Raw genomic sequence first — 18,514 nt, forward strand, 5'->3', positions numbered from 1 at the left:
AGTGTGAACAGCTTTTTTAGAATAGAGTTCCCTGAAGTTTAGTAGAAAGTAAATAGGAGAGTAACAACAAAAAAATTTAAAAGTTTTCTATATTATCAAAATATTCAAAAATAAATGGCATGGTAATTGCAATTATATAAGGTAAAGGCAGGTGAAATAGTAGAAATGAAATTGGAACATGTGAAAAGTACCCCCTCGTTTGTCATTTTAAATAAATACCTTCTTTGGCTTTTAGTCATTCAAATGATGACAGCACTGGCGTATTATGGGTATGTTCCTCTGATACCTCAAATGGTAAAAGAGTTTTCATTAAACAATACCCAAATTGGCTGGATGACCTCGGCTGTATTCCTTGGTTCTTCTATTATTGCTATTCCTTCTGGTATGATTACCGATCGATTTGGGGCAAGGAAGTCTTTATTTGCTTTCTGTTTATTACTCGTTTTTGTCATCTTTTCTTTTTCCATCTCAAATAGTTACTTTGTCATTTTAGTGCTGCTATTTTTGTTGGGGACGGGTTATGGAGGTATTACTCCGGGGACGAACAAAAGTATAATGGAAAACTTTGATGTACATAACAGGGGAACAGCAATGGGTTTAAAGCAAATGGGGGTTTCCTTAGGCAGTACCTTGGGCAGTTTGTTGCTTCCGCTCATAGCCAATCAATGGGGCTGGCGAATCGGCATTCTAAGCATTGCTGTTTTGTTGGTACTTGTGTGTTTGTTTCATTTTAAGGTGTTAGACGAAAGAGAGGATTATCACAAACAAACAAATGTGTTAAAAAATATTAAAGACATTACCAAAAACAAAAAATTAATGAAGATTATCGCCATTATTACCTTTTTTATCTGGGTGCAGCTTAGTGTGATGACTTACTTAGTTCTCTATTTACATGAATCGGTTCACTATTCCCTTTCCTTTTCTTTATTTTGTTTAGCTTTATTACAAATTGGTGGGGCTCTAGGGAGGGCATGCTGGGGAGTCATAAGTGATCGGTTTTTTAATCGGAATCGAGGAGTGATTATTGCACTGATTGGATTAATTTCAGGTGTATTAGTCTTAATCCTTGGAATGTTGTCAGGTGAAATCCCGGAAGTGATCATTGCATTCCTATCATTATGCCTAGGCATTACCACACAGGGATGGAACGGAATGTTTGTCTTAATGATTTCAGAGGTGGTAAAGAGGGAACAAATTGGTTTAGCCAGTGGAGTTGGACTAGCAACCGTATATGCAGGTGCCATCTTCGGTACTCCATTATCAGGTTGGATTATTGATTTTTCCGGTAATTTTGAGGCCATGTGGATGATTTGTGGAGTTGCTATTTTTATAATAGGTGGCTTAACAATATGTTTAAAGCTCGATACCAATTTGAATGATTAATAAATTAGATGGTTAATTTTGAAAGGAGAATTTTATGGAGATTATCATTTTCTTAGTCATCCTTTTCCTCTTGCTAATTATTGGAACCCACATTGGTGTGGCGTTAGGTGTAAGCGCTTTAGTTGTTTTGCTAATGTTTCAAGAAACAAGTTTGGACATTATTGCGCAGCAAACCTTTCAATCTGCCAATAGCTATGCGTTAGCGGCGATTCCATTCTTTATTCTATCCGGGGACATCATTATGAAGGGAAGCTTGGCCCAAAGGATCTTAGATTTTACAGATCTCATTACACGAAAAATTCATGGCGGGACCGCAATGGCAGCCATGTTGGTAAGCGTTTTTTTTGCTGCTGTTTCTGGTTCGAGTGTTGCTTCAGCTGCGGCAATTGGGAAAAACTTGGTTGAAGTTATGGGAGAAAGAGGGTATCCAAAACGCTTTATTGCCGGTTTAGTAGCCACTGGAGGTACTCTTGGACTGCTAATCCCTCCAAGTCTTAGTTTTATCTTAATTGGCAGTATGGTTGGGATTCCAATCGTCGATTTATTCACTGCAGGGATAGTTCCAGGGCTTATGCAGGCAGCCATGTTAATGGCACTCACCTATTATCTTTGTAAGAAAAATGGCTGGGAGACTGCTTCAAATCTTTCTACTTTAAAAAAGGTAGTTCCTCTAAAGCAATTAAAATCATCTTCAGGTGTATTATTGCTGCCGGTTTTAATTTTGGGCGGAATTTACCTTGGTTTCTTTACTCCTACCGAAGTATCAGCTGTTGCTGTTCTATATGCCGCTGTTCTTGCAGTTTTCATTTATCGAGCCATCAAAGTAAAAGATCTTTGGAATGTCAGCCGAGAATCCTTGTTTCAATCTGGGATGATTTATTTAATATTAATTGGTGGATCCTTAACAGCTTTTATGTTAAAAAGTTTAGGGTTAACCGCAGGATTGATCACGATGATAACGGATCTTGGACTTGAGCCTTGGCAGTTTCTACTCCTTGTAAATGTACTCTTATTTATTCTTGGTATGTTCTTGGATGGCATTACTGTTATCGTTTTAGTAGCGCCGATTCTTTTCCCAGCAGCCATCGCTTTAGGAATAAATCCGATTCATTTTGCCGTTATTATTACCATGAATATCGAGATTGCAACTTTAACTCCACCTGTTGGTCTAAATCTATTTGTCATGAGCGGGTTAGCGAAAATTCCAATCCAGGAAGTAGCAAAAGGGGTAGGACCTTATTATGTTATTTTATTTATTTCTTTACTGCTAGTTACCTACCTGCCACAGATTAGTTTATTATTGTTTAATTTGTAGAAGTAGAGTTACAAGGTTTAAAGATAGAAACCTAATACAAATTTTGTTTAAGAAGGGATGGTTTTGGATGAAACAAAGAAAAAAGGTATGGTCGATGATGGTAATCATGGTTTTAGCTCTATTCATGGGATTGGCAGGCTGCGGCAAAGACAAAGCATCAGGAGGAGAAGGGGATAAAAAAACTTATAAAATCATCATGACTCACGAGTTACCCGAAACGTTCTTTAAGCACAAATATATGGAAAAATTTAAAGAAATTGTCGAAGAAAAAAGTAATGGACAACTAGAGGTAACGATTCATTCCGGAGGTCAATTATTTAAAGACGGTGAAGCGATTCAAGCTTTAGGAACTGGTTCCGTTCATATGGTTTGGCCAGTAAGCGCACACCTAGAAGCCTTAAACCAGAAATATGGTATTGTTAGTTTGCCTTTTGGTCTTAATGATAAAACCATTTTAGAAAACCAAGAATATCGTACAGAATTAACGGGGTTGCTTAACTCTTTTGTTGAAGATAAAGGGATAAAAGTTTTAGGACTTATGAGAACAGCGGAGGGGATTATTCTAACAAAAGATAAAGAGTTAAAGAATTTAAAGGATTTATCGGGTTTGAAGGTTCGGACTGTTTCAGGACAGGTAGCCACTGACATGATTGAATCATTTAAAGGAAGTGGTGTTTCCATGCCAGCAACTGAAATTGCCACTTCCCTTTCCCAAGGCGTTATCGATGGAGTAAACACTTCACCTGATGGATGGAAGGACGTTGTTGGATCTTCAGCAAAATACGGGCTTGTTGTACCGGGAATGCAATTATTTACCTATTCCATTGCTGCGGATAAAGCATGGTTTGACGGACTCCCTAAAGATCTTCAAATGTTAATTTCAGATACCATTAATGATATTACTGTTACTCAATGGAAGGAATCGATGGAGTTAGATAAAGAATATATTGAAAAGGTAACAAGTGACTGGGGTAAAGTGAATTATGTCCCTGAAAGTGATGTGAACGATTGGAAAAAAGCAACAGAAGATGTCTATAAAAAATTTGAACAACGCCACCCAGATGCGTTAAAAGCATTTAATGAATTAACAAAGAAATAATAGTAATCTAGTAAATTCATCCCCCATTAATTAGGGGGATGAATACGCTGCCTAGAACATCCTTAACAAAAAGGAGGATTACCATTTGAAATTAATAAACTTTATTGAGGACAAAATTGTTACCACTATTGCTGTTTGTTTATTCATTTTTTCATGTGGCTGGATGTTGATTGAAGCAATTAGCAGACAAGTTTTTTCTAAGTCATTTTCTATGTCGGAAGAAGTAGTGTTGTTTTCGTTAATATGGGCGATCTTTTTAACCTTAGGGAAAAGCGGAAAGGAAGGAAATCATATATATGTTGATTTAATCGTTATGAGACTTGGAAAACGATTAAAGAAAACCACTTCTATCTTAAACGCTATTATTGGTTTTCTTTATGCTTGTTTTTTGGTCTATGTAGGATTTAACTATGTGCAGCATCTATTCGATACCGGAATTACTTCTAATTCATCATTAAGGCTTCCAATGGGGTATGTATTCTTAGTAGTTCCGATAGGGATGATCTTTTTTGCTGCTTATTATTTAGAATCTTTTATTAAGGAAGTTCCAAAGGTTCAACAGATTGAGGCGGATAAAGTTCAAGAGACGGTGAACAGTTTGATGTAGTGGTTCAATTTTTGTGACCAAGGGGACGGTTCGAACCGTCCCCTTGTCCACCTTATCACCTCATTTAATTTGACGGGGTATTTTTTGTTTTGATTCGAATAAATAAGCCCAATTATTGTTTTCAAACAAAAATGGGCGTTTCTAGTCGTTTTTTACATTGTCTGGACAATAAAGTACAATAATCATACTGATTAATGGAAGAATGAAAGGATACATAATGACTTTTTTAGAAAAAATTAAACCACACTTGATTAGCGAGGATATTTTAATCCAAGAGGTAGTAATGCATGCACTCCATGATTATCCGAATATCCCAGAAGAATGGACCAATGAATTACTGAAAGAAGCATTTAGAAATAATGAGAAACTATCTTCGATCTTAATCTATGTAGATAATCAAACCTTCAATGAAGAGGCTGTTAAGATATTAATTGAAAATATTCCATTAATGGACCCATCAAAACGCCAATTAGCGGTGAAATTGGTCCAGCGTATCGAACCGGAACTTGCTCTTAAATATAAGGAACAGCTTCAAGGATATATTCCCAAGCATACTTGGAACTTATATGAGTTATTGTTACATGGTTCGGAAGAAGAAGTTTACTCAGAATATGGTCAAATCTTAAATGACCTTGAGCGGGCCGGTTCAAAGCAGCATGATTTCTACATAAAAGCAAAAAAACTGGCAGCCTGTTTAGTAAAAAAGGGCTGGGTTACAGAAGATGAAATAGACTTAGTACTAGAAGACGAGTTTAAGGAAAAATGGTTTTCATTTAATGGAACCTTGACGGTCTATATGATTGGATTGTTAAAAACACAAAGATATATACCTTTATTGGTTAGCCTGCTGGATCGCGATGATGACAGTTTGTTAGAAGAAGTTTCCGTAACGTTAACCAGTTTCCAATCGGACGAGGTGGTAAAGGAAGTAGCACCCTATCTTAGGAAAGATAATTCCATTATTTATGCCGCATCCATCGTTGAAAACATAAAATCAGACTTCGGTGTCAAAGTTCTAAGAGAAGCCTACCGTTCTGCAAAAGAACTGGATCATCGAGATATTCTAATTGAAGCACTTTGTCACCAGCTTTCCGAAGAAGCTCTTCCTGAAATTAACGAACATATGAAGCTCGATTATTCTTCTGGCCTAGTTGATATTGAACAGACCGTCTATGGCTACTTTTCTATTCTGGGATTAAAACATCGTGAACTAGCTGTCTGGCGACAAGTAGCAATGGAGAGAGAACTGGACTTTAGACTACAGGGGAATGACCTCCCACTTTCTCCGGTCCGAAATAATAATAAAGTCGGCAGAAATGATTCATGCATTTGTGGAAGCGGCAAAAAATATAAAAAATGCTGCGGGAAGTAAAGATAATGAAACATTGGTACGAGGATAAAAACAATGGCAGGTGGCATTCAAAAGATATAACGAGTATGTACAGCAAGGTCCCACTTCTTTTGCCTTTGATTTTAAGCATACTTTTGATAAAAAAGGTGTGAAGTGCGTAGTAAAGTAGCTGGGTTCGTGAAAAAGGGCAACACAACATAAATAATGATTGTCAGGCACTTTCCAGGTAATTGGATGGTGCCTGACACTTTTTTAAGCACTAATATCGGAACTCCTTCAACTCCTTCAAAGTTTGGTTCAAAAATTACTAGATAGACGATTTAGAGAAAAAGTTTAACTTTTTTATAGGAAGGGTTCTCATGGCAAGGGCACGACGACGATTATTATGGATAGACCAAGAGATCCGTCCCCACGTTTTTTTTTACATATACAGAACGTATGTTTGTGTATAATAGAAGGGGAGGAGTGATGTGATGGCAATTAGGGATAGAGGGAAAATTAAATGGCGGCCAGCGTCATTTATGCCGTTAGGTTTTGAGATGACTCGTGCCATGTTTAAGGACCAAGAACGGACCATGAAACCATTACTTGATGAATATGAGAAGGAGGAGTTTGATCGGAGTATTGCCTATGCAATGGAATTCAATCTTTCAGTGAAGATTAACGTTTGGAGCGATGGGTTTACAGAGACGATTACGGGCCGTATTCATTATGTTGATCCAATAACGTTGCAGCTTCGCATGGAGCTGGAATCTGGTGAGTTTCAGCGGATAGCTTTCGAAGATGTTTTAAGAGTAAGCGTGGTGGAGTAGTGTAACGAACTATCTCCATTTTTCAGGCAAACAATTCAAGAATGAAATGGTTTGGGCTTCCTTTGGAGGTCCAATTTCTTTGATTTCAGTAAAGAAAAAAAGATTGAAACACTCTTTGATGTAAAAAATACTGGACCAAAAGAGCGTTAAAGGAAAATTCACATTTATCTACACCATCGACAATTCTCAACATAAATCTGCTATAATAAAAATTAATAATTGAAGGAGGGTTTGCAAAAGTGGAAAAAACACTTAATCTGATTTTGGCTGAACAAAAAAGACAGGGTGAGTTAATCTATCAATTAATTAATACTGTTGCCGCAACAAATGTAAAGGTTGCCGAAATGAACGAGAAAATTGTCATAATGGATGGAACCATTAATAAAATGGATGAAAGAATTAATAAAATGGATGGAAGAATTAATAAAATGGATGGAAGAATTAACAAGATAGACGAAAAAATTATCGAAATGGATGGCAAATTTTCTACTATTGAGAAAAAACTAGATTCCGTCCTCGAGGAGGTTAAAGAAATAAAGGCAAGAATGGCAACAAAACACGACCTCGAATACTATGATCAAATGATTTCAGAGCATTCTAGGGAAATTTATAAGTTGAAAAATCATTAAACACCTCCAAAGAGACTCCTCAATAATATATACTTACTTCAATCTGAGAATTTCCTATCAAACTTTTGAGTTTATCCTTACAAGGAATCCTATACTCATAGGAAAAAAAGTAAGGTGCCACAATTAAAAGGAATTCCCTTCACATCAATTATATAGTAATCTAATATATTGCAATACTAAGTGCCAGGCAAATCGATTAGAAGATGCCTGGCGTTTTTTTGATTTTTTGTATAAGTAACAAAAATAAAAGTGCCAGGCACCACGTGCCTGACACTTTTTCCTACTATTTAAATGTCCAATAGTTATTCAATATGAAGTTGATGATGGGAATTATCAATGTTGTGATTAGCTCACCGATTACATAGTGAAGTGAAAGGATATTTACTACTAGATACATGAGACCAAAATTTAAGGTGAAGCCAATGGCAGAAACAACGAGAAAACGCAACATTTGATTGTAGGAGAAGTGGCTGCCAAAGGTATATTTTTTGTTTAATAGAAATGAGATGTAAGTCATGATGATAAAGGAAAGTGTTGATGCGAAAATAGGATCTTTGTCAAAATGTTCAACCAAGACGAAAACAGACAGAAAATAAATGAGTACGCTTATGCATCCCACAATACTGTATTTAATAAATTTAAGAAATAGTTCTTTACTTACGAGCATCATTAAAGCCTCTCATTAGGGTCATTCAAAACGCCATTTTGTGATAGCATTTTTAATAGAATTATTTTTTCTTTCCTTATGATCTATTAAACTACGTTTATAGTTGATCAGAAAAAGCAGTTGTATAAAAATTACCGTCAGAAAGTTTTTTTTGTAAGCTATATATTTTGGTTCCCAATCGGTGGTAAATTTACTTTTAAATTCTTTTAGACCTTTAAAATTATATAAGGAATTCCCGTAAAGATAGGCTAGGCGAATTATTTTTTCACTTGTAAATGAATGTTTGCAGTTTCCCACATTTGATAATGGAGACATACCTAAACTGCAGCTTTGATATCCATTCTTTTTTGCCCACTGAAATATATGAATAAATAATACATCCATTGTTCCATGAGGGCTATCTGAATATTTTCTCATCAGGTCAATGGTAACCGTATTTTTATAATCAGTTGCTAACGTAGCAAAGGCAATGGCTTCACCTGCAGGGTTGTGTAAAAGTGCAATAGGGAAACGTGAAACATATTCTTTGCTAAAAGAGACGACTGAAAACCCTTTTTCCTTCTGACTGCCTAACCAGGAATCGGAAATATGTTTTAACTCGGAAAGCAGGTGATTAGAATAAGGGGGGTGGACCACGCTAAATGTATAAGAATTTCGCGTAAATTTATTCAATTTTGTTCGTAATTTTGCTCCTTGTTTTCCTTCTAAAGAAAATTGTTGGAGATTCACTAACCCCACTTCGCCCACCTTAAGGAAGCGAAAACCTGAATCATGATAATAGTGCATATACTGTGGGCTTATTTGATAGAAAACAGGTTTAAAGCCTCTGATTTTGCTATATTCACAGAATTCTTTGATGGCTTCCTTAAACTTTGCTTCATCTCCGATTGGATCACCTAAAACCATAAATTTATTTGCAATGCGTTTATATACAATTAGAACATCTCGCTCTTTCGTCCAGAAAATCTCTTTATCTTTTAAGAAAATCAAATGAGAAGCATGATTTCCTCCATTTTCCTGTAAAAAAGAAGATAATTCATCATATTGAAGATCAATGTTACTTGTGGGAGACTTCATCATCTCACCTTTTTCTTTAATAAAGGATGTATTCACATCAAGCATGAAAGGTTTCCTCCTGAAAAAAATCAACTATTATATAATAACATAGGAAGGGTTAATTGACTGTGTGGAATTTATTGTAAATTTATATGTAAGCATTTGATTTAATGGAGTCAATCGGCGACTTACTAACCGAAAGTGTTGGAGATGGGACAGGGGGTGTCGACTGTGTCGGCATCCTGAATCATAATTTTGAAGAAAATAGCCTAAATATCATAGTAGAAAGGACCGTCAGAATGTACTGACCCCCAAAAGTTAGAGTGAAATTCTGACTTTTGGGGTGTTTTTTATGGGCAAATATAGTGATGAATTTAAACTTTTGGTGGTAAGAGAATATTTGGAAGGAAAACTAGGATATAGAGCACTCGCCAAGAAACATGGGATTAAGGCTAAATCATCCATTGACCGATGGGTGAAAGTTTATGAGAAGTTCGGTCAGAAAGGGATAACGAGTAAGAAGCATCCTGAAACTTATCCTGTTCAATTAAAGCTCGATGTATTAAGCTTTATAAAAAGAACAGGTTCTTCAGAAACTGATGCAGCCCTTCACTTTGGGCTAACAAACCCTACAATTATATCCTTATGGAAAAAAGCATTTTCAGAGGATGGGAGCGAAGGCCTGGAAAGACCGAAAGGACGACCGCCCATGACTGATAAAGCTAAGAGTATAAAAGGAAAACAAGTAAAACAGAGCGAAATGGCATACGAACAAAAATTGGAACGAGAGAACGAGCTTCTGCGTTTAGAGGTAGAATACTTAAAAAAGTTGCGAGCTTTTCAGATGGATCCGAAGGGCTATCTCGAAAAGCACAAGCAGCGTTATCATTCGAACTCAAAGAAACCTTCAAACTAAAAGATGTTTTACAAATAGTCGGCATTCCCGAATCCTCCTATCATTATCATATAAAAATAATGAATAAGGAGAATCCGGACCTTGATCTAGAGAAACTTATTCAATCCATTTTCCAAAAACATAACGGAAATTATGGTTATCGTCGTATTCAACTAGAATTGCAAAACCGTGGGGTTGAAGTGAATCATAAGAAGGTGCACTGATTGAGGGAAGTAAGGCGTTCGCTAAGGAATTAATGATTAAGTATCAGATTCCGACTGCTAAATATGCAGCGTTTACAAACTACGAGGAGGCACTAGACAATGTTCGCCGCGAAGGGGTACCGATTGTGATAAAAGCGGATGGCCTAGCTGCAGGAAAAGGTGTGGTTGTGGCAAAAAGCTTAGTAGAAGCTGAGGACGCACTTAAAAGTATGATGAAAGATGTTACGTATGGTACGGGTGGTTATTGAGGAATTTCTCGAGGGGGAAGAGATGACCTTGCTCTCTTTTGTGAATGGGTCTACAGTGAAGCCAATGGTACCATCACAGGATCATAAGCCAGTGTATGATGGTGACAAGGGACCTAATACAGGTGGTATGGGAACGTATGCTCCTTTGCCGCATATTGATCCCTCCATGACTGAGCGGATTATTATGACAATCGTCCAACCAACCGCCGAAGCGATGGTTGCAGAAGGAGTACCTTATGAGGGAATTCTCTATACCGGTTTGATGCTGACAAAAGAAGGACCAAAAGTCATTGAATATAATGCGCGGTTTGGCGATCCGGAAACCCAGGTTGTTGTTCCTTTATTAGAAACTGATTTACTTGAAATTTTAAATGCTAGTCTCACCGGTAAGCTGGAAAATGTAGAGGTGAAATGGAAAGACAAGTCTGCAGTTTGCGTAATTATGTCTTCAGCTGGTTATCCAGGTCCATACGAAAAGGGACAAGTCATATATGGTTTAGACCAAGTCGTTGAACCAACCATTATTTTCCATGCTGGTACCGACACGAAGGATGGAGAAATTATTACAAATGGCGGTCGGGTTTTAGGAATTACAGCGATTGCAAAAACGCTTAAAGAAGCACGTGAATTAGCTTATCAGTCAGTAGAAAAGGTATCATTTATGGGAGCATATTACCGAACAGATATTGGATCAAAAGCATTCCATTGATTGGTGATGAGTAAAAACTCGTATAGCCTTTCAAAAAGATGGAATTTAGGGTTCTGCTTAAGGTAGGTCTTTTTTTAAGAAAAATAGTTCTGCGTTCAATACATTTATTGCATTCTACACTGATACCTTAAAAAAAGAAAAGTGTCTGACACCTTCCAGATTTTTGGTTGGTGCCAGGCACTTTTTTCTGAGGGAGGAGCGGGTATACTTTTGCTTCCGTAATTCCATAAATATGTAAGTTAATGTCTTCTTCTGTATTGTAGAAATAAAACTAGTGTATGCAGTTGCATACGCATTTAACCCTTTCATTCCGGGTTTGCAACAGTAGTGTCAAGAGCGATTTCTGCTTAAGAAGGTTTACGTAAGGAAAACATTCAAAATCTTAATAGAGTAATGCTACGCCCAGTAAGAACCCCAGTATTTCATTTCTTTTATGATGGTATGTAAGGATTGTCCCTTTTCAGTAAGTGAATATTCAACTGTTACGGGTACTGTAGCGTAAACAGTCCGAATTAAAACACCATTGGATTCTAAATGTCTTAGCGTATCGGTTAAGGCCTTTGGACTTACGTTTGAAATAGCCTTTTGTAATTCTCCAAACCGTTTTGTTCCTTCGAATAACTCTCTTAATACGAGAAAAGACCACTTTCCTCCAATTACACTAAGTGCTTTTTCAATCGAACATTTAATCTCTAAGGGTTTCGTTTCTTTTATTTCGCTCATAGACTACCTCTTTCTAATTTATAGAAACTATAAATTTTATAGTAAATAATATATAGGTTAGTATATCAAAAATATTTCAGTGGTTGTTGTTTAAATGATGAAAACGTATACTTTTTTGTGTAAGGTTATTTATCAAGATATAGAAAGGGAGATCAAACAAATGAAATACCGCAAGCTTGGAAAATCAGATTTAAATGTGTCTGTTGTCGGAATCGGTACTTGGCAATATGGCGGCGAATGGGGAAAAGATTTCAAACAAAAAGAAGTAGATGAAATCCTAGACAAAGCCAAGGAAATGGGAATTAATTTGATTGATACAGCCGAATGTTACGGTGACCACCTTTCTGAAAGATTTATCGGCAACTACTTAAAAAATCAAAACAGGGAGGATTGGATAGTCGCAACAAAATTCGGCCATCATTTTCATGAATCCTTTACCCGAACAAATCATTGGTCCGCTGGGGAAGTCGTTAAGCAGTTGGACGATTCTTTAAGAGCTCTTGGAACAGACTATGTAGACATATATCAATTTCATTCTGGCAGTGATGACGTGTTTCAAAATGAAGAATTATGGACTGTATTGGACAAGCAGATGAAGGCAGGTAAAATCCGCCATCTAGGAATATCAATCGGTTCTAACGAAAATATCTATCAAACGGACCTAGCAACGGAAGTAAATGCCAGTGTGATTCAGGTTGTGTATAACCGGTTAGACCGTAAACCAGAGGAACAAGTTTTTCCTTCCTGTGAAGTGCAAAATCTTGGGGTCCTGGCCCGGGTTCCATTAGCAAGCGGTTATTTAAGCGGCAAATATAAGCCAGGTGCAGTATTTGATCAAAACGATGTTCGGAATAACCATTTACAAAGTGAAGTGTTAAAGCAGCTTAAACTAGTTGAAGAAATTCAACAAAATGAAGTCCCAAAAGGAGTTAACATGGCTCAATGGGCACTTGCATGGTGCCTAAAGCATCCAGCCGTTACGAGTGTAATCCCAGGATGTAAAAATGTAGAACAAGTTGAATTAAATGCACTCGTTGCAGACTTAGAATTAGTATCAGATAAGCATCCACAGGCTGTGAAAGTTTAAATAGGTGTATATTAGGCATCCAAAAGAAGGCCTTTGTAAAACTTTGATTACAGACTTAACAAATCTTGGTAATGCTACACCCAATTCATCGAGTACAGAGGCAAATACCCCTATAACAGCCCATAAATAAAAAGTTCATTTTCTATATATGGCTGCCAAAAAGCAGCCTATTCACTTTCGATTAGTCGGTTACGGTTAGTTTTTTTAAGAATTTAATATTCATTTCATTCAAGATACCTATTCAAATAAACTCTCTACCTTTTTTAGAGCTGATTTTGCTATTTTCTTCTATTTTTTGTGTAAAATAGAAGAAGTGAAAAATAAAAAAAAGAATAGGTGAGAACATGAGTCAATTATCCGATTTTGTATCGAAGCAGCATCAGCAAAATGTGGAGGAATTAAAGGAATTACTTCGAATTCCAAGCATAAGTTCCTTATCTGAGCATAAAGAGGATATCCAAAAAGCAGCTTCCTGGATTTCCAATAAGTTAGAAAGCATCGGAATGGAGAACGTTGAAATCGTCCAAACAAAAGGTCATCCAATTGTTTATGCAGACTGGCTTCATCAGGAAAATGCACCGACTGTATTAGTATACGGTCATTATGATGTACAGCCTGTTGATCCACTTCATTTATGGGAAACCCCTCCGTTTGAACCAACGATCCGTGATGAAAAGATCTTTGCCAGAGGGGCGACAGACGACAAAGGGCAAACGTTCTTACATATTAAAGCAGTGGAAGCATTACTGAATTTAGAAGGTAAATTACCGGTTAATGTAAAATTTTGTATCGAAGGTGAAGAAGAAATCGGGAGTCCTAATCTTCCTCAGTTTTTATCCGAGAATAAAGAAAAATTAGCCTGTGATGTCGTGGTCATATCCGATTCTGACATGTGGGATAGAGGAGTTCCAGCGATTACGTATTCATTAAGAGGTCTTTGTGCACTCGAAGTTTCTCTTAAAACAGCGAATACAGATTTGCATTCAGGCATGTTCGGCGGGGGAGTTCAGAACGCTAACCATTTGCTAGTGAAGCTGCTTTCTACTCTTCATGATGCAAACGGAAAAGTAAATGTTGATCAGTTCTATGAGGATGTCCTAGAATTGACAGAATTTGAGAAGGAACAAATTAAAGCACTGGGCTTTGATGAAGAAAAGCTAAAAAAGCAGTTAGGGGTAACGGAATTAACGGGAGGGGAAACAAATTATCCTTATCCAGAGAAAATCAGTTCTCGGCCAACATTAGAATTAAACGGGATATGGGGTGGATTTCAAGGGGAAGGTACAAAAACCGTCATTCCGAACGAGGCACATGCCAAAATCACCTGTCGTCTGGTCAATAATCAAAACCCTGAAAAAATCCAGGGCTTAATCAAAAAGCATCTTGAAGAAAAAGCACCAAAAGGATGCAGTGTAAAAGTGACCCTTCAAGACACCGGTAATCCATTCTTAACACCAATCGATGATCCAATGATTCAAAAAGCGGCTGAAGCCTATGAACGGGTTTATGGAAAAGCACCTGTTTATAAAAGAGAAGGGGGTTCCATTCCGATTGTATCGGATTTCAACCATACCCTAAATACTCCTGTTGTCTTAATGGGATTCGGGCTGCCAGATGAAAATCTCCATGCTCCGAATGAACATTTTAACTTAGAAAACTTTGATAAAGGAATCTTAACGATCTGTTCCTTTTTGGAATTAATTTGAATAGATAGGTAAAAGGAGGGATCGCATAGCATCCCTCCTTTTTGCTGTGAAGCGCTAAGTCTATTTTGTTATACAATAAGAATAAACAGGCATGAATGGTTGGGCTATTTATGAAAGATGATAAAGACAAAGAATTTACCACGCTGTCCATGTATAGCCTGGTTTAGGGGACTATTTAAAAAATAAATGGGAAAAGAGTTATTAATTCTTTTCCCATTTTGTTAGCAACGCCGAATAGAGGTTTTTATATCGTTTTTGTTTTTTGTATGATTCAACTAAGTTTATAGCCGTCCGCTCAACCTTTATGTCCTTTTCTTTAAACATGCTAAGGAAAGCATCCGCAACTTCAGGATCAAACTGTGTCCCCTTATTCCGTCGAATCTCATTAAGAGCAAAATTCAAATCCAATTCATTTCTATAAACACGGTTGGACATCATCGCATCAAACGCATCAGCAACGCTGACGATTCGAGCAGCAAATGGAATTTCGCTGCCTTTTAATCCTTTTGGGTAGCCTTTACCGTCATATCTTTCGTGGTGATATAAAACAATATCCAGAACACCGTTTTTCTTAAAACCATCAACATGTTTAAGTATTTCATATCCAATTTCTGGATGCATCATTATTGTATTATATTCTTTTGAAGTTAATCTATCTTGCTTTGTCAAAATGTGTTCAGGAATACCAATCTTTCCAATATCGTGCAATAATCCCCCTGTACGAATGATATTGCACTGGTCTATAGAAACATTCATCTTTTCGGCTATTTGCACAGCGTATTTAGATACATTGGCTGAATGGTCAGAGGTATAAGTATCCCTGGAATCCAATGCATTAATAAGAGATTTTGTTAAATCTAAACTGTCCTTTTTCACTTTTTGGACATATAGCGTCATACCCGCTGAAGTTAATGAAACTAAAAAATAAGATACCAAATAAGTTAAAAAGGCACTATCGTCTGCCTTTGATACGAGATGGTACCTAAGATAAACCACTAAAACAGTGAAACCAACCAAAAATACGGGTTTATTATAAAAGCCTATTCCTAAAAAACACACGGCAACCATAAACAATACGAAATTATCACTACGAGGAAAAACAATGCTGAGAACTAAAGTTAATGATAAAAGTATAAAAAAGCCATAGCGAAAGGATATATAATTCCCTATTTTCTCAAAAAATTTATCCAGCATATCTTCTCCTTTATGTCGGTCAAATATGGTAAATATGGATTACAAGATACCTTTCTAAAGTACCATACTTTTTCCAAAGAAGATCTATTTTCAAAATAGCAAATTATTTCTGTTTAGTTAACCCTTACAATGATGAGAATATTGCTTAATCGAACATAGAAATATTCAAATGGGAAACTCTAAAATAGAGTTTCTTATTTGGAGGGTAAAGATATGGATATGTCCTTTATCTGGCAGTCACTTTTATTAATTGTTGCTGGAATATTGCTTTTAAGACTGGCTGGAAGAAAATCAATATCCCAAATGACTCTTGCTCAAACCATCGTTATGATTTCCATGGGAACCATAATCGTGCAACCCATTGTAGAAAAAAGTGTAATAAAGGCTGTTATCGGTGCAGCCATTTTTGTTGCCACTATCGTTATTATTGAATTCTTTGAAGTAAAGTTTAATTCTTTTGAAAAATTTATTACGGGTAAATCTAAAATAGTTATTGAAAATGGTACTTTGAATACAAAGAATCTAAAAAGATTACGATTAACCGTAGACCAATTGGAAATGAGGCTGCGGAATCATGGTATATCAAAAATTGCAGATGTCAAAATCGCAACGATTGAACCGAATGGACTTCTTGGTTACGAACTAAATGATAATGCGAAACCTTTAACGGTAGGAGAGTTCAAACAACTTCTTGATTTGTATTTTCCATTAATCCAAGGGGCAAAGGATGCAACACAAAACAAATCTCAAGAGAAGGGAAATATTTTTGAAGAAATTAAAGAAAGAAAACCCCAAGACCATCCAGATTACCTTATGTAAAAACCTTTTCCAGTTTGATTCTCTATTTTTATCCCCCTAGATTTAGCTAGGGGGAAATTTAATAAGTTTAATCAACCCGTTAGCTTAAGTACATTTCTTCACTAACTTTCTCACTTTGTTTATTACTGAGCTGAAAGTTCACTCTCTATAACCCACTTATGATTTTTTACTATTGGTCCTCCAGTCGTCGGAATGTAATCAATCATATAAACTGTTGTGCGTACTGCTGAAACAATAATCGCTTTTGCTCCCATCATACCTTCCATATGGTTTGCTTCTAACGTAACTTCCGTTTCAGGTTTAAGGTGTTTAGTACCAGCATTTTTAATTTCTTCTTGAATAACCCATTTATGATTTTTTACTACTGGTCCTCCAGTAGTCGGAGTGTAGGTCACCACATAGGCTGTCGTATCATAAGCACCTACAATGATTGCTTTAGCACCATACATCCCCTTTAGGTGGTGGGCTTTAACAACTACTTGATTACCAACTTTATAAGTTGGATTTTTAGCTTCTTTTAAACCTTTAGGAACTTCGGCAGAACCAGAAGGCATCTCACTGATTTTTATCTTCTTATAGTTCGTATTTATATTTTTATAGTTACTATTTTGATTATTAATGCTCGTCCATGCTGATAACATAAACACAAATAATAGCATTAAAATCCCAATTGCAATTTTTTTACTTTTCATCATGACCTCCTAATAACTTGTTTCACCAGTAAGCTACAAACAATGAGCAGTTATATTGTTTCCTCCAACTTTTTAATTATTTATGTTTATGTATTAAAAAAATCATATGGCGTAAGCCCCCGCAAAACAGGAACGTAGCCACTACTGCTGTCTTTGTATCCTCAATTTTCGATATTCCCTGATTTCGAATTCTCTCCTCTAATTGGTCAACGGTTAGGCGTAACCTCGTTAGATTTTGTTCATTCAACTTACCATTCTCGATAATTTATCTCCTATCCAGCAAATCTCCAGGAAACATAGACAAATAATCCTAATATGGTATTCTTTTGGTGTATTTAAAGATTGAGAGGTTGAATGTGATGTACAAGAAACAAGATTTAGTAAAGCATCTTAAAGAATTGGGAATCGACGAAAATGGAACATTACTTGTTCATTCATCAATGAAGAGTATTGGGCATGTAGAGGGTGGGGCGGATACTGTCCTCGATGCACTTTCAGAATATATGAAAAATGGTCTTTTGGTTTTTCCTACCCATACATGGTCGTATATTAATGCGGAGAATCCTCGTTTTTATGTCCATGACTCACCATCTTGTGTTGGATTATTAACAGAACTGTTTCGCAAACGTCCAGGTGTTGTTCGCTCATGGCATCCAACGCATTCGGTAGCTGCCCTGGGAAGAGGAGCACATGAATTTATTGCGGGAAATGAACAATTTGACACACCTTGTGCACGCGAATCGAGTTGGGGGAAATTACTTGATCAAAAGACAGCCATCTTGTTAATCGGAGTCGATTTACGCAGATGTACCTATATTCATGGAGTCGAGGAATGGCTTGATATACCAGGTCGATTGACACATGAGCACGAAATGCTATACACCATATTACCGGATAAAACGGAGATTTCCATTCCGCAAAGAAGACATATTGGTCATACCTCTGAAAAATACGAACGAGTTGAAGCTACTTTTCTAAATAATCAAGTTATGTACAAAGGACAATTTGGCGATGCAACAGTGAGAGTATGTGACACAGTAAAAATGACAGACTTGCTAAAACACATACTAAAAGAAAAACCTGATTTATTTTCTTGATGAATATAGCGATAGCTGAACAAGGCTGTCGCTTCTTCAAGGATTAAAGGGGTGCAATAGTTAATGATGATGATCGCTGTGGCGGTTTTTTTTTGTTGAACGAACGGGGCAGGTTAGTTAATTTAGTGATAAAAGCCTTATTACAGTAATGGTTATTTTTGGAGTTGTGCAAATAGTGTATGTTATTATTTTGGTAAGAAA

General features: G+C 36.6%; 20 protein-coding genes and 1 pseudogene. 15 read left to right on the forward strand and 6 right to left on the reverse strand.

Going from position 1 to position 18,514, the window contains the following annotated elements; translation table 11 throughout:
- Window positions 1-165 precede the first annotated feature (165 nt).
- The 7 genes from M3189_RS06175 to M3189_RS06205 all read left to right on the forward strand — a co-directional run bounded on the left by M3189_RS06175 (window position 166) and on the right by M3189_RS06205 (window position 7,196).
- A complete protein-coding gene (locus tag M3189_RS06175) occupies window positions 166-1,383 on the forward strand; it encodes an MFS transporter (RefSeq protein ID WP_251632893.1) in 1,218 nt (405 codons plus the stop codon).
- Between the two features lie 34 nt (window positions 1,384-1,417).
- Window positions 1,418-2,698 carry a TRAP transporter large permease gene (locus tag M3189_RS06180; protein WP_251632894.1) on the forward strand — a complete coding sequence of 427 codons (1,281 nt, stop codon included), beginning with the start codon at window positions 1,418-1,420 and terminating at the stop codon, window positions 2,696-2,698.
- Between the two features lie 67 nt (window positions 2,699-2,765).
- Window positions 2,766-3,797 carry a TRAP transporter substrate-binding protein gene (locus tag M3189_RS06185; RefSeq protein WP_251632895.1) on the forward strand — a complete coding sequence of 344 codons (1,032 nt, stop codon included), beginning with the start codon at window positions 2,766-2,768 and terminating at the stop codon, window positions 3,795-3,797.
- Between the two features lie 85 nt (window positions 3,798-3,882).
- Entirely contained in the window at window positions 3,883-4,404 is a 522-nt protein-coding gene (locus tag M3189_RS06190) for a TRAP transporter small permease (protein ID WP_251632896.1), read from the forward strand.
- A 217-nt stretch (window positions 4,405-4,621) separates the two neighbouring features.
- On the forward strand, window positions 4,622-5,776 hold the full coding sequence (locus tag M3189_RS06195) for an SEC-C metal-binding domain-containing protein (RefSeq protein ID WP_251632897.1): 1,155 nt from the start codon (window positions 4,622-4,624) through the stop codon (window positions 5,774-5,776).
- A gap of 452 nt (window positions 5,777-6,228) precedes the next feature.
- The gene (locus M3189_RS06200; RefSeq protein WP_251633007.1) at window positions 6,229-6,567 is read left to right on the forward strand and encodes a YolD-like family protein; all 339 of its coding nucleotides are present in this window, start codon (window positions 6,229-6,231) and stop codon (window positions 6,565-6,567) included.
- A 239-nt stretch (window positions 6,568-6,806) separates the two neighbouring features.
- A complete protein-coding gene (locus M3189_RS06205; protein WP_251632898.1) occupies window positions 6,807-7,196 on the forward strand; it encodes a hypothetical protein in 390 nt (129 codons plus the stop codon).
- 283 nt (window positions 7,197-7,479) lie between these two features.
- Here M3189_RS06205 and M3189_RS06210 read toward each other — a convergent pair whose 3' ends face one another.
- Entirely contained in the window at window positions 7,480-7,863 is a 384-nt protein-coding gene (locus M3189_RS06210; protein ID WP_251632899.1) for a GtrA family protein, read from the reverse strand.
- A gap of 21 nt (window positions 7,864-7,884) precedes the next feature.
- A complete protein-coding gene (locus M3189_RS06215; protein ID WP_353057395.1) occupies window positions 7,885-8,985 on the reverse strand; it encodes a phosphatidylglycerol lysyltransferase domain-containing protein in 1,101 nt (366 codons plus the stop codon).
- Window positions 8,986-9,089: 104 nt separating this feature from the next.
- Here M3189_RS06215 and M3189_RS06220 point away from each other — a divergent pair, with 104 nt between their 5' ends.
- The 4 genes and pseudogenes from M3189_RS06220 to purD all read left to right on the forward strand — a co-directional run bounded on the left by M3189_RS06220 (window position 9,090) and on the right by purD (window position 10,995).
- The gene (locus tag M3189_RS06220) at window positions 9,090-9,227 is read left to right on the forward strand and encodes a hypothetical protein (RefSeq protein WP_251632901.1); all 138 of its coding nucleotides are present in this window, start codon (window positions 9,090-9,092) and stop codon (window positions 9,225-9,227) included.
- A 44-nt stretch (window positions 9,228-9,271) separates the two neighbouring features.
- Complete coding sequence (locus tag M3189_RS06225) at window positions 9,272-9,835, forward strand: helix-turn-helix domain-containing protein (RefSeq protein ID WP_251632902.1); 564 nt, start codon at window positions 9,272-9,274, stop codon at window positions 9,833-9,835.
- A 59-nt stretch (window positions 9,836-9,894) separates the two neighbouring features.
- Window positions 9,895-10,038, forward strand: a complete 144-nt coding sequence (locus tag M3189_RS06230) for an IS3 family transposase (protein WP_251632903.1) — start codon at window positions 9,895-9,897, stop codon at window positions 10,036-10,038.
- A gap of 32 nt (window positions 10,039-10,070) precedes the next feature.
- A pseudogene (purD, locus tag M3189_RS06235) lies at window positions 10,071-10,995 on the forward strand (phosphoribosylamine--glycine ligase).
- Window positions 10,996-11,391: 396 nt separating this feature from the next.
- Here purD and M3189_RS06240 read toward each other — a convergent pair.
- On the reverse strand, window positions 11,392-11,718 hold the full coding sequence (locus M3189_RS06240; protein ID WP_251632904.1) for a winged helix-turn-helix transcriptional regulator: 327 nt from the start codon (window positions 11,716-11,718) through the stop codon (window positions 11,392-11,394).
- A 160-nt stretch (window positions 11,719-11,878) separates the two neighbouring features.
- On the opposite strand from M3189_RS06240, the gene M3189_RS06245 reads away from it, so the two are divergent.
- Both M3189_RS06245 and M3189_RS06250 read left to right on the forward strand, forming a co-directional pair.
- Window positions 11,879-12,805, forward strand: coding sequence for an aldo/keto reductase (locus M3189_RS06245; RefSeq protein ID WP_251632905.1), 927 nt, complete (start codon window positions 11,879-11,881; stop codon window positions 12,803-12,805).
- Window positions 12,806-13,149: 344 nt separating this feature from the next.
- A complete protein-coding gene (locus tag M3189_RS06250) occupies window positions 13,150-14,511 on the forward strand; it encodes a dipeptidase (protein ID WP_251632906.1) in 1,362 nt (453 codons plus the stop codon).
- 201 nt (window positions 14,512-14,712) lie between these two features.
- On the opposite strand, the gene M3189_RS06255 is transcribed toward M3189_RS06250, so the two are convergent.
- Window positions 14,713-15,705, reverse strand: coding sequence for an HD domain-containing phosphohydrolase (locus M3189_RS06255; RefSeq protein WP_251632907.1), 993 nt, complete (start codon window positions 15,703-15,705; stop codon window positions 14,713-14,715).
- Between the two features lie 219 nt (window positions 15,706-15,924).
- Here M3189_RS06255 and M3189_RS06260 point away from each other — a divergent pair, with 219 nt between their 5' ends.
- Complete coding sequence (locus M3189_RS06260) at window positions 15,925-16,524, forward strand: DUF421 domain-containing protein (protein WP_251633008.1); 600 nt, start codon at window positions 15,925-15,927, stop codon at window positions 16,522-16,524.
- 122 nt (window positions 16,525-16,646) lie between these two features.
- On the opposite strand, the gene M3189_RS06265 is transcribed toward M3189_RS06260, so the two are convergent.
- Together M3189_RS06265 and M3189_RS06270 are read right to left on the reverse strand one after the other, a co-directional pair.
- Complete coding sequence (locus tag M3189_RS06265; RefSeq protein WP_251632908.1) at window positions 16,647-17,216, reverse strand: YdhK family protein; 570 nt, start codon at window positions 17,214-17,216, stop codon at window positions 16,647-16,649.
- Between the two features lie 76 nt (window positions 17,217-17,292).
- On the reverse strand, window positions 17,293-17,481 hold the full coding sequence (locus M3189_RS06270) for a YetF domain-containing protein (RefSeq protein WP_435368064.1): 189 nt from the start codon (window positions 17,479-17,481) through the stop codon (window positions 17,293-17,295).
- Between the two features lie 94 nt (window positions 17,482-17,575).
- On the opposite strand from M3189_RS06270, the gene M3189_RS06275 reads away from it, so the two are divergent.
- Window positions 17,576-18,313, forward strand: coding sequence for an AAC(3) family N-acetyltransferase (locus M3189_RS06275; protein ID WP_251632909.1), 738 nt, complete (start codon window positions 17,576-17,578; stop codon window positions 18,311-18,313).
- Window positions 18,314-18,514: the final 201 nt, after the last annotated feature.

The sequence above is a fragment of the Neobacillus niacini genome (genome assembly GCF_023715415.1).
GTDB lineage: Bacteria > Bacillota > Bacilli > Bacillales > Cytobacillaceae > Neobacillus > Neobacillus niacini_C.

Coding starts and splice junctions, on each gene's coding strand:
- M3189_RS06175 (WP_251632893.1), top strand. CDS start 166: ATGAAATTGGAACATGTGAAAAGTACCCCCTCGTTTGTCATTTTAAAT.
- M3189_RS06180 (WP_251632894.1), top strand. CDS start 1,418: ATGGAGATTATCATTTTCTTAGTCATCCTTTTCCTCTTGCTAATTATT.
- M3189_RS06185 (WP_251632895.1), top strand. CDS start 2,766: ATGAAACAAAGAAAAAAGGTATGGTCGATGATGGTAATCATGGTTTTA.
- M3189_RS06195 (WP_251632897.1), top strand. CDS start 4,622: ATGACTTTTTTAGAAAAAATTAAACCACACTTGATTAGCGAGGATATT.
- M3189_RS06200 (WP_251633007.1), top strand. CDS start 6,229: ATGGCAATTAGGGATAGAGGGAAAATTAAATGGCGGCCAGCGTCATTT.
- M3189_RS06210 (WP_251632899.1), bottom strand. CDS start 7,863: ATGCTCGTAAGTAAAGAACTATTTCTTAAATTTATTAAATACAGTATT.
- M3189_RS06215 (WP_353057395.1), bottom strand. CDS start 8,985: ATGCTTGATGTGAATACATCCTTTATTAAAGAAAAAGGTGAGATGATG.
- M3189_RS06220 (WP_251632901.1), top strand. CDS start 9,090: ATGGAGTCAATCGGCGACTTACTAACCGAAAGTGTTGGAGATGGGACA.
- M3189_RS06225 (WP_251632902.1), top strand. CDS start 9,272: ATGGGCAAATATAGTGATGAATTTAAACTTTTGGTGGTAAGAGAATAT.
- M3189_RS06230 (WP_251632903.1), top strand. CDS start 9,895: ATGAATAAGGAGAATCCGGACCTTGATCTAGAGAAACTTATTCAATCC.
- M3189_RS06240 (WP_251632904.1), bottom strand. CDS start 11,718: ATGAGCGAAATAAAAGAAACGAAACCCTTAGAGATTAAATGTTCGATT.
- M3189_RS06245 (WP_251632905.1), top strand. CDS start 11,879: ATGAAATACCGCAAGCTTGGAAAATCAGATTTAAATGTGTCTGTTGTC.
- M3189_RS06250 (WP_251632906.1), top strand. CDS start 13,150: ATGAGTCAATTATCCGATTTTGTATCGAAGCAGCATCAGCAAAATGTG.
- M3189_RS06255 (WP_251632907.1), bottom strand. CDS start 15,705: ATGCTGGATAAATTTTTTGAGAAAATAGGGAATTATATATCCTTTCGC.
- M3189_RS06260 (WP_251633008.1), top strand. CDS start 15,925: ATGTCCTTTATCTGGCAGTCACTTTTATTAATTGTTGCTGGAATATTG.
- M3189_RS06265 (WP_251632908.1), bottom strand. CDS start 17,216: ATGAAAAGTAAAAAAATTGCAATTGGGATTTTAATGCTATTATTTGTG.
- M3189_RS06275 (WP_251632909.1), top strand. CDS start 17,576: ATGTACAAGAAACAAGATTTAGTAAAGCATCTTAAAGAATTGGGAATC.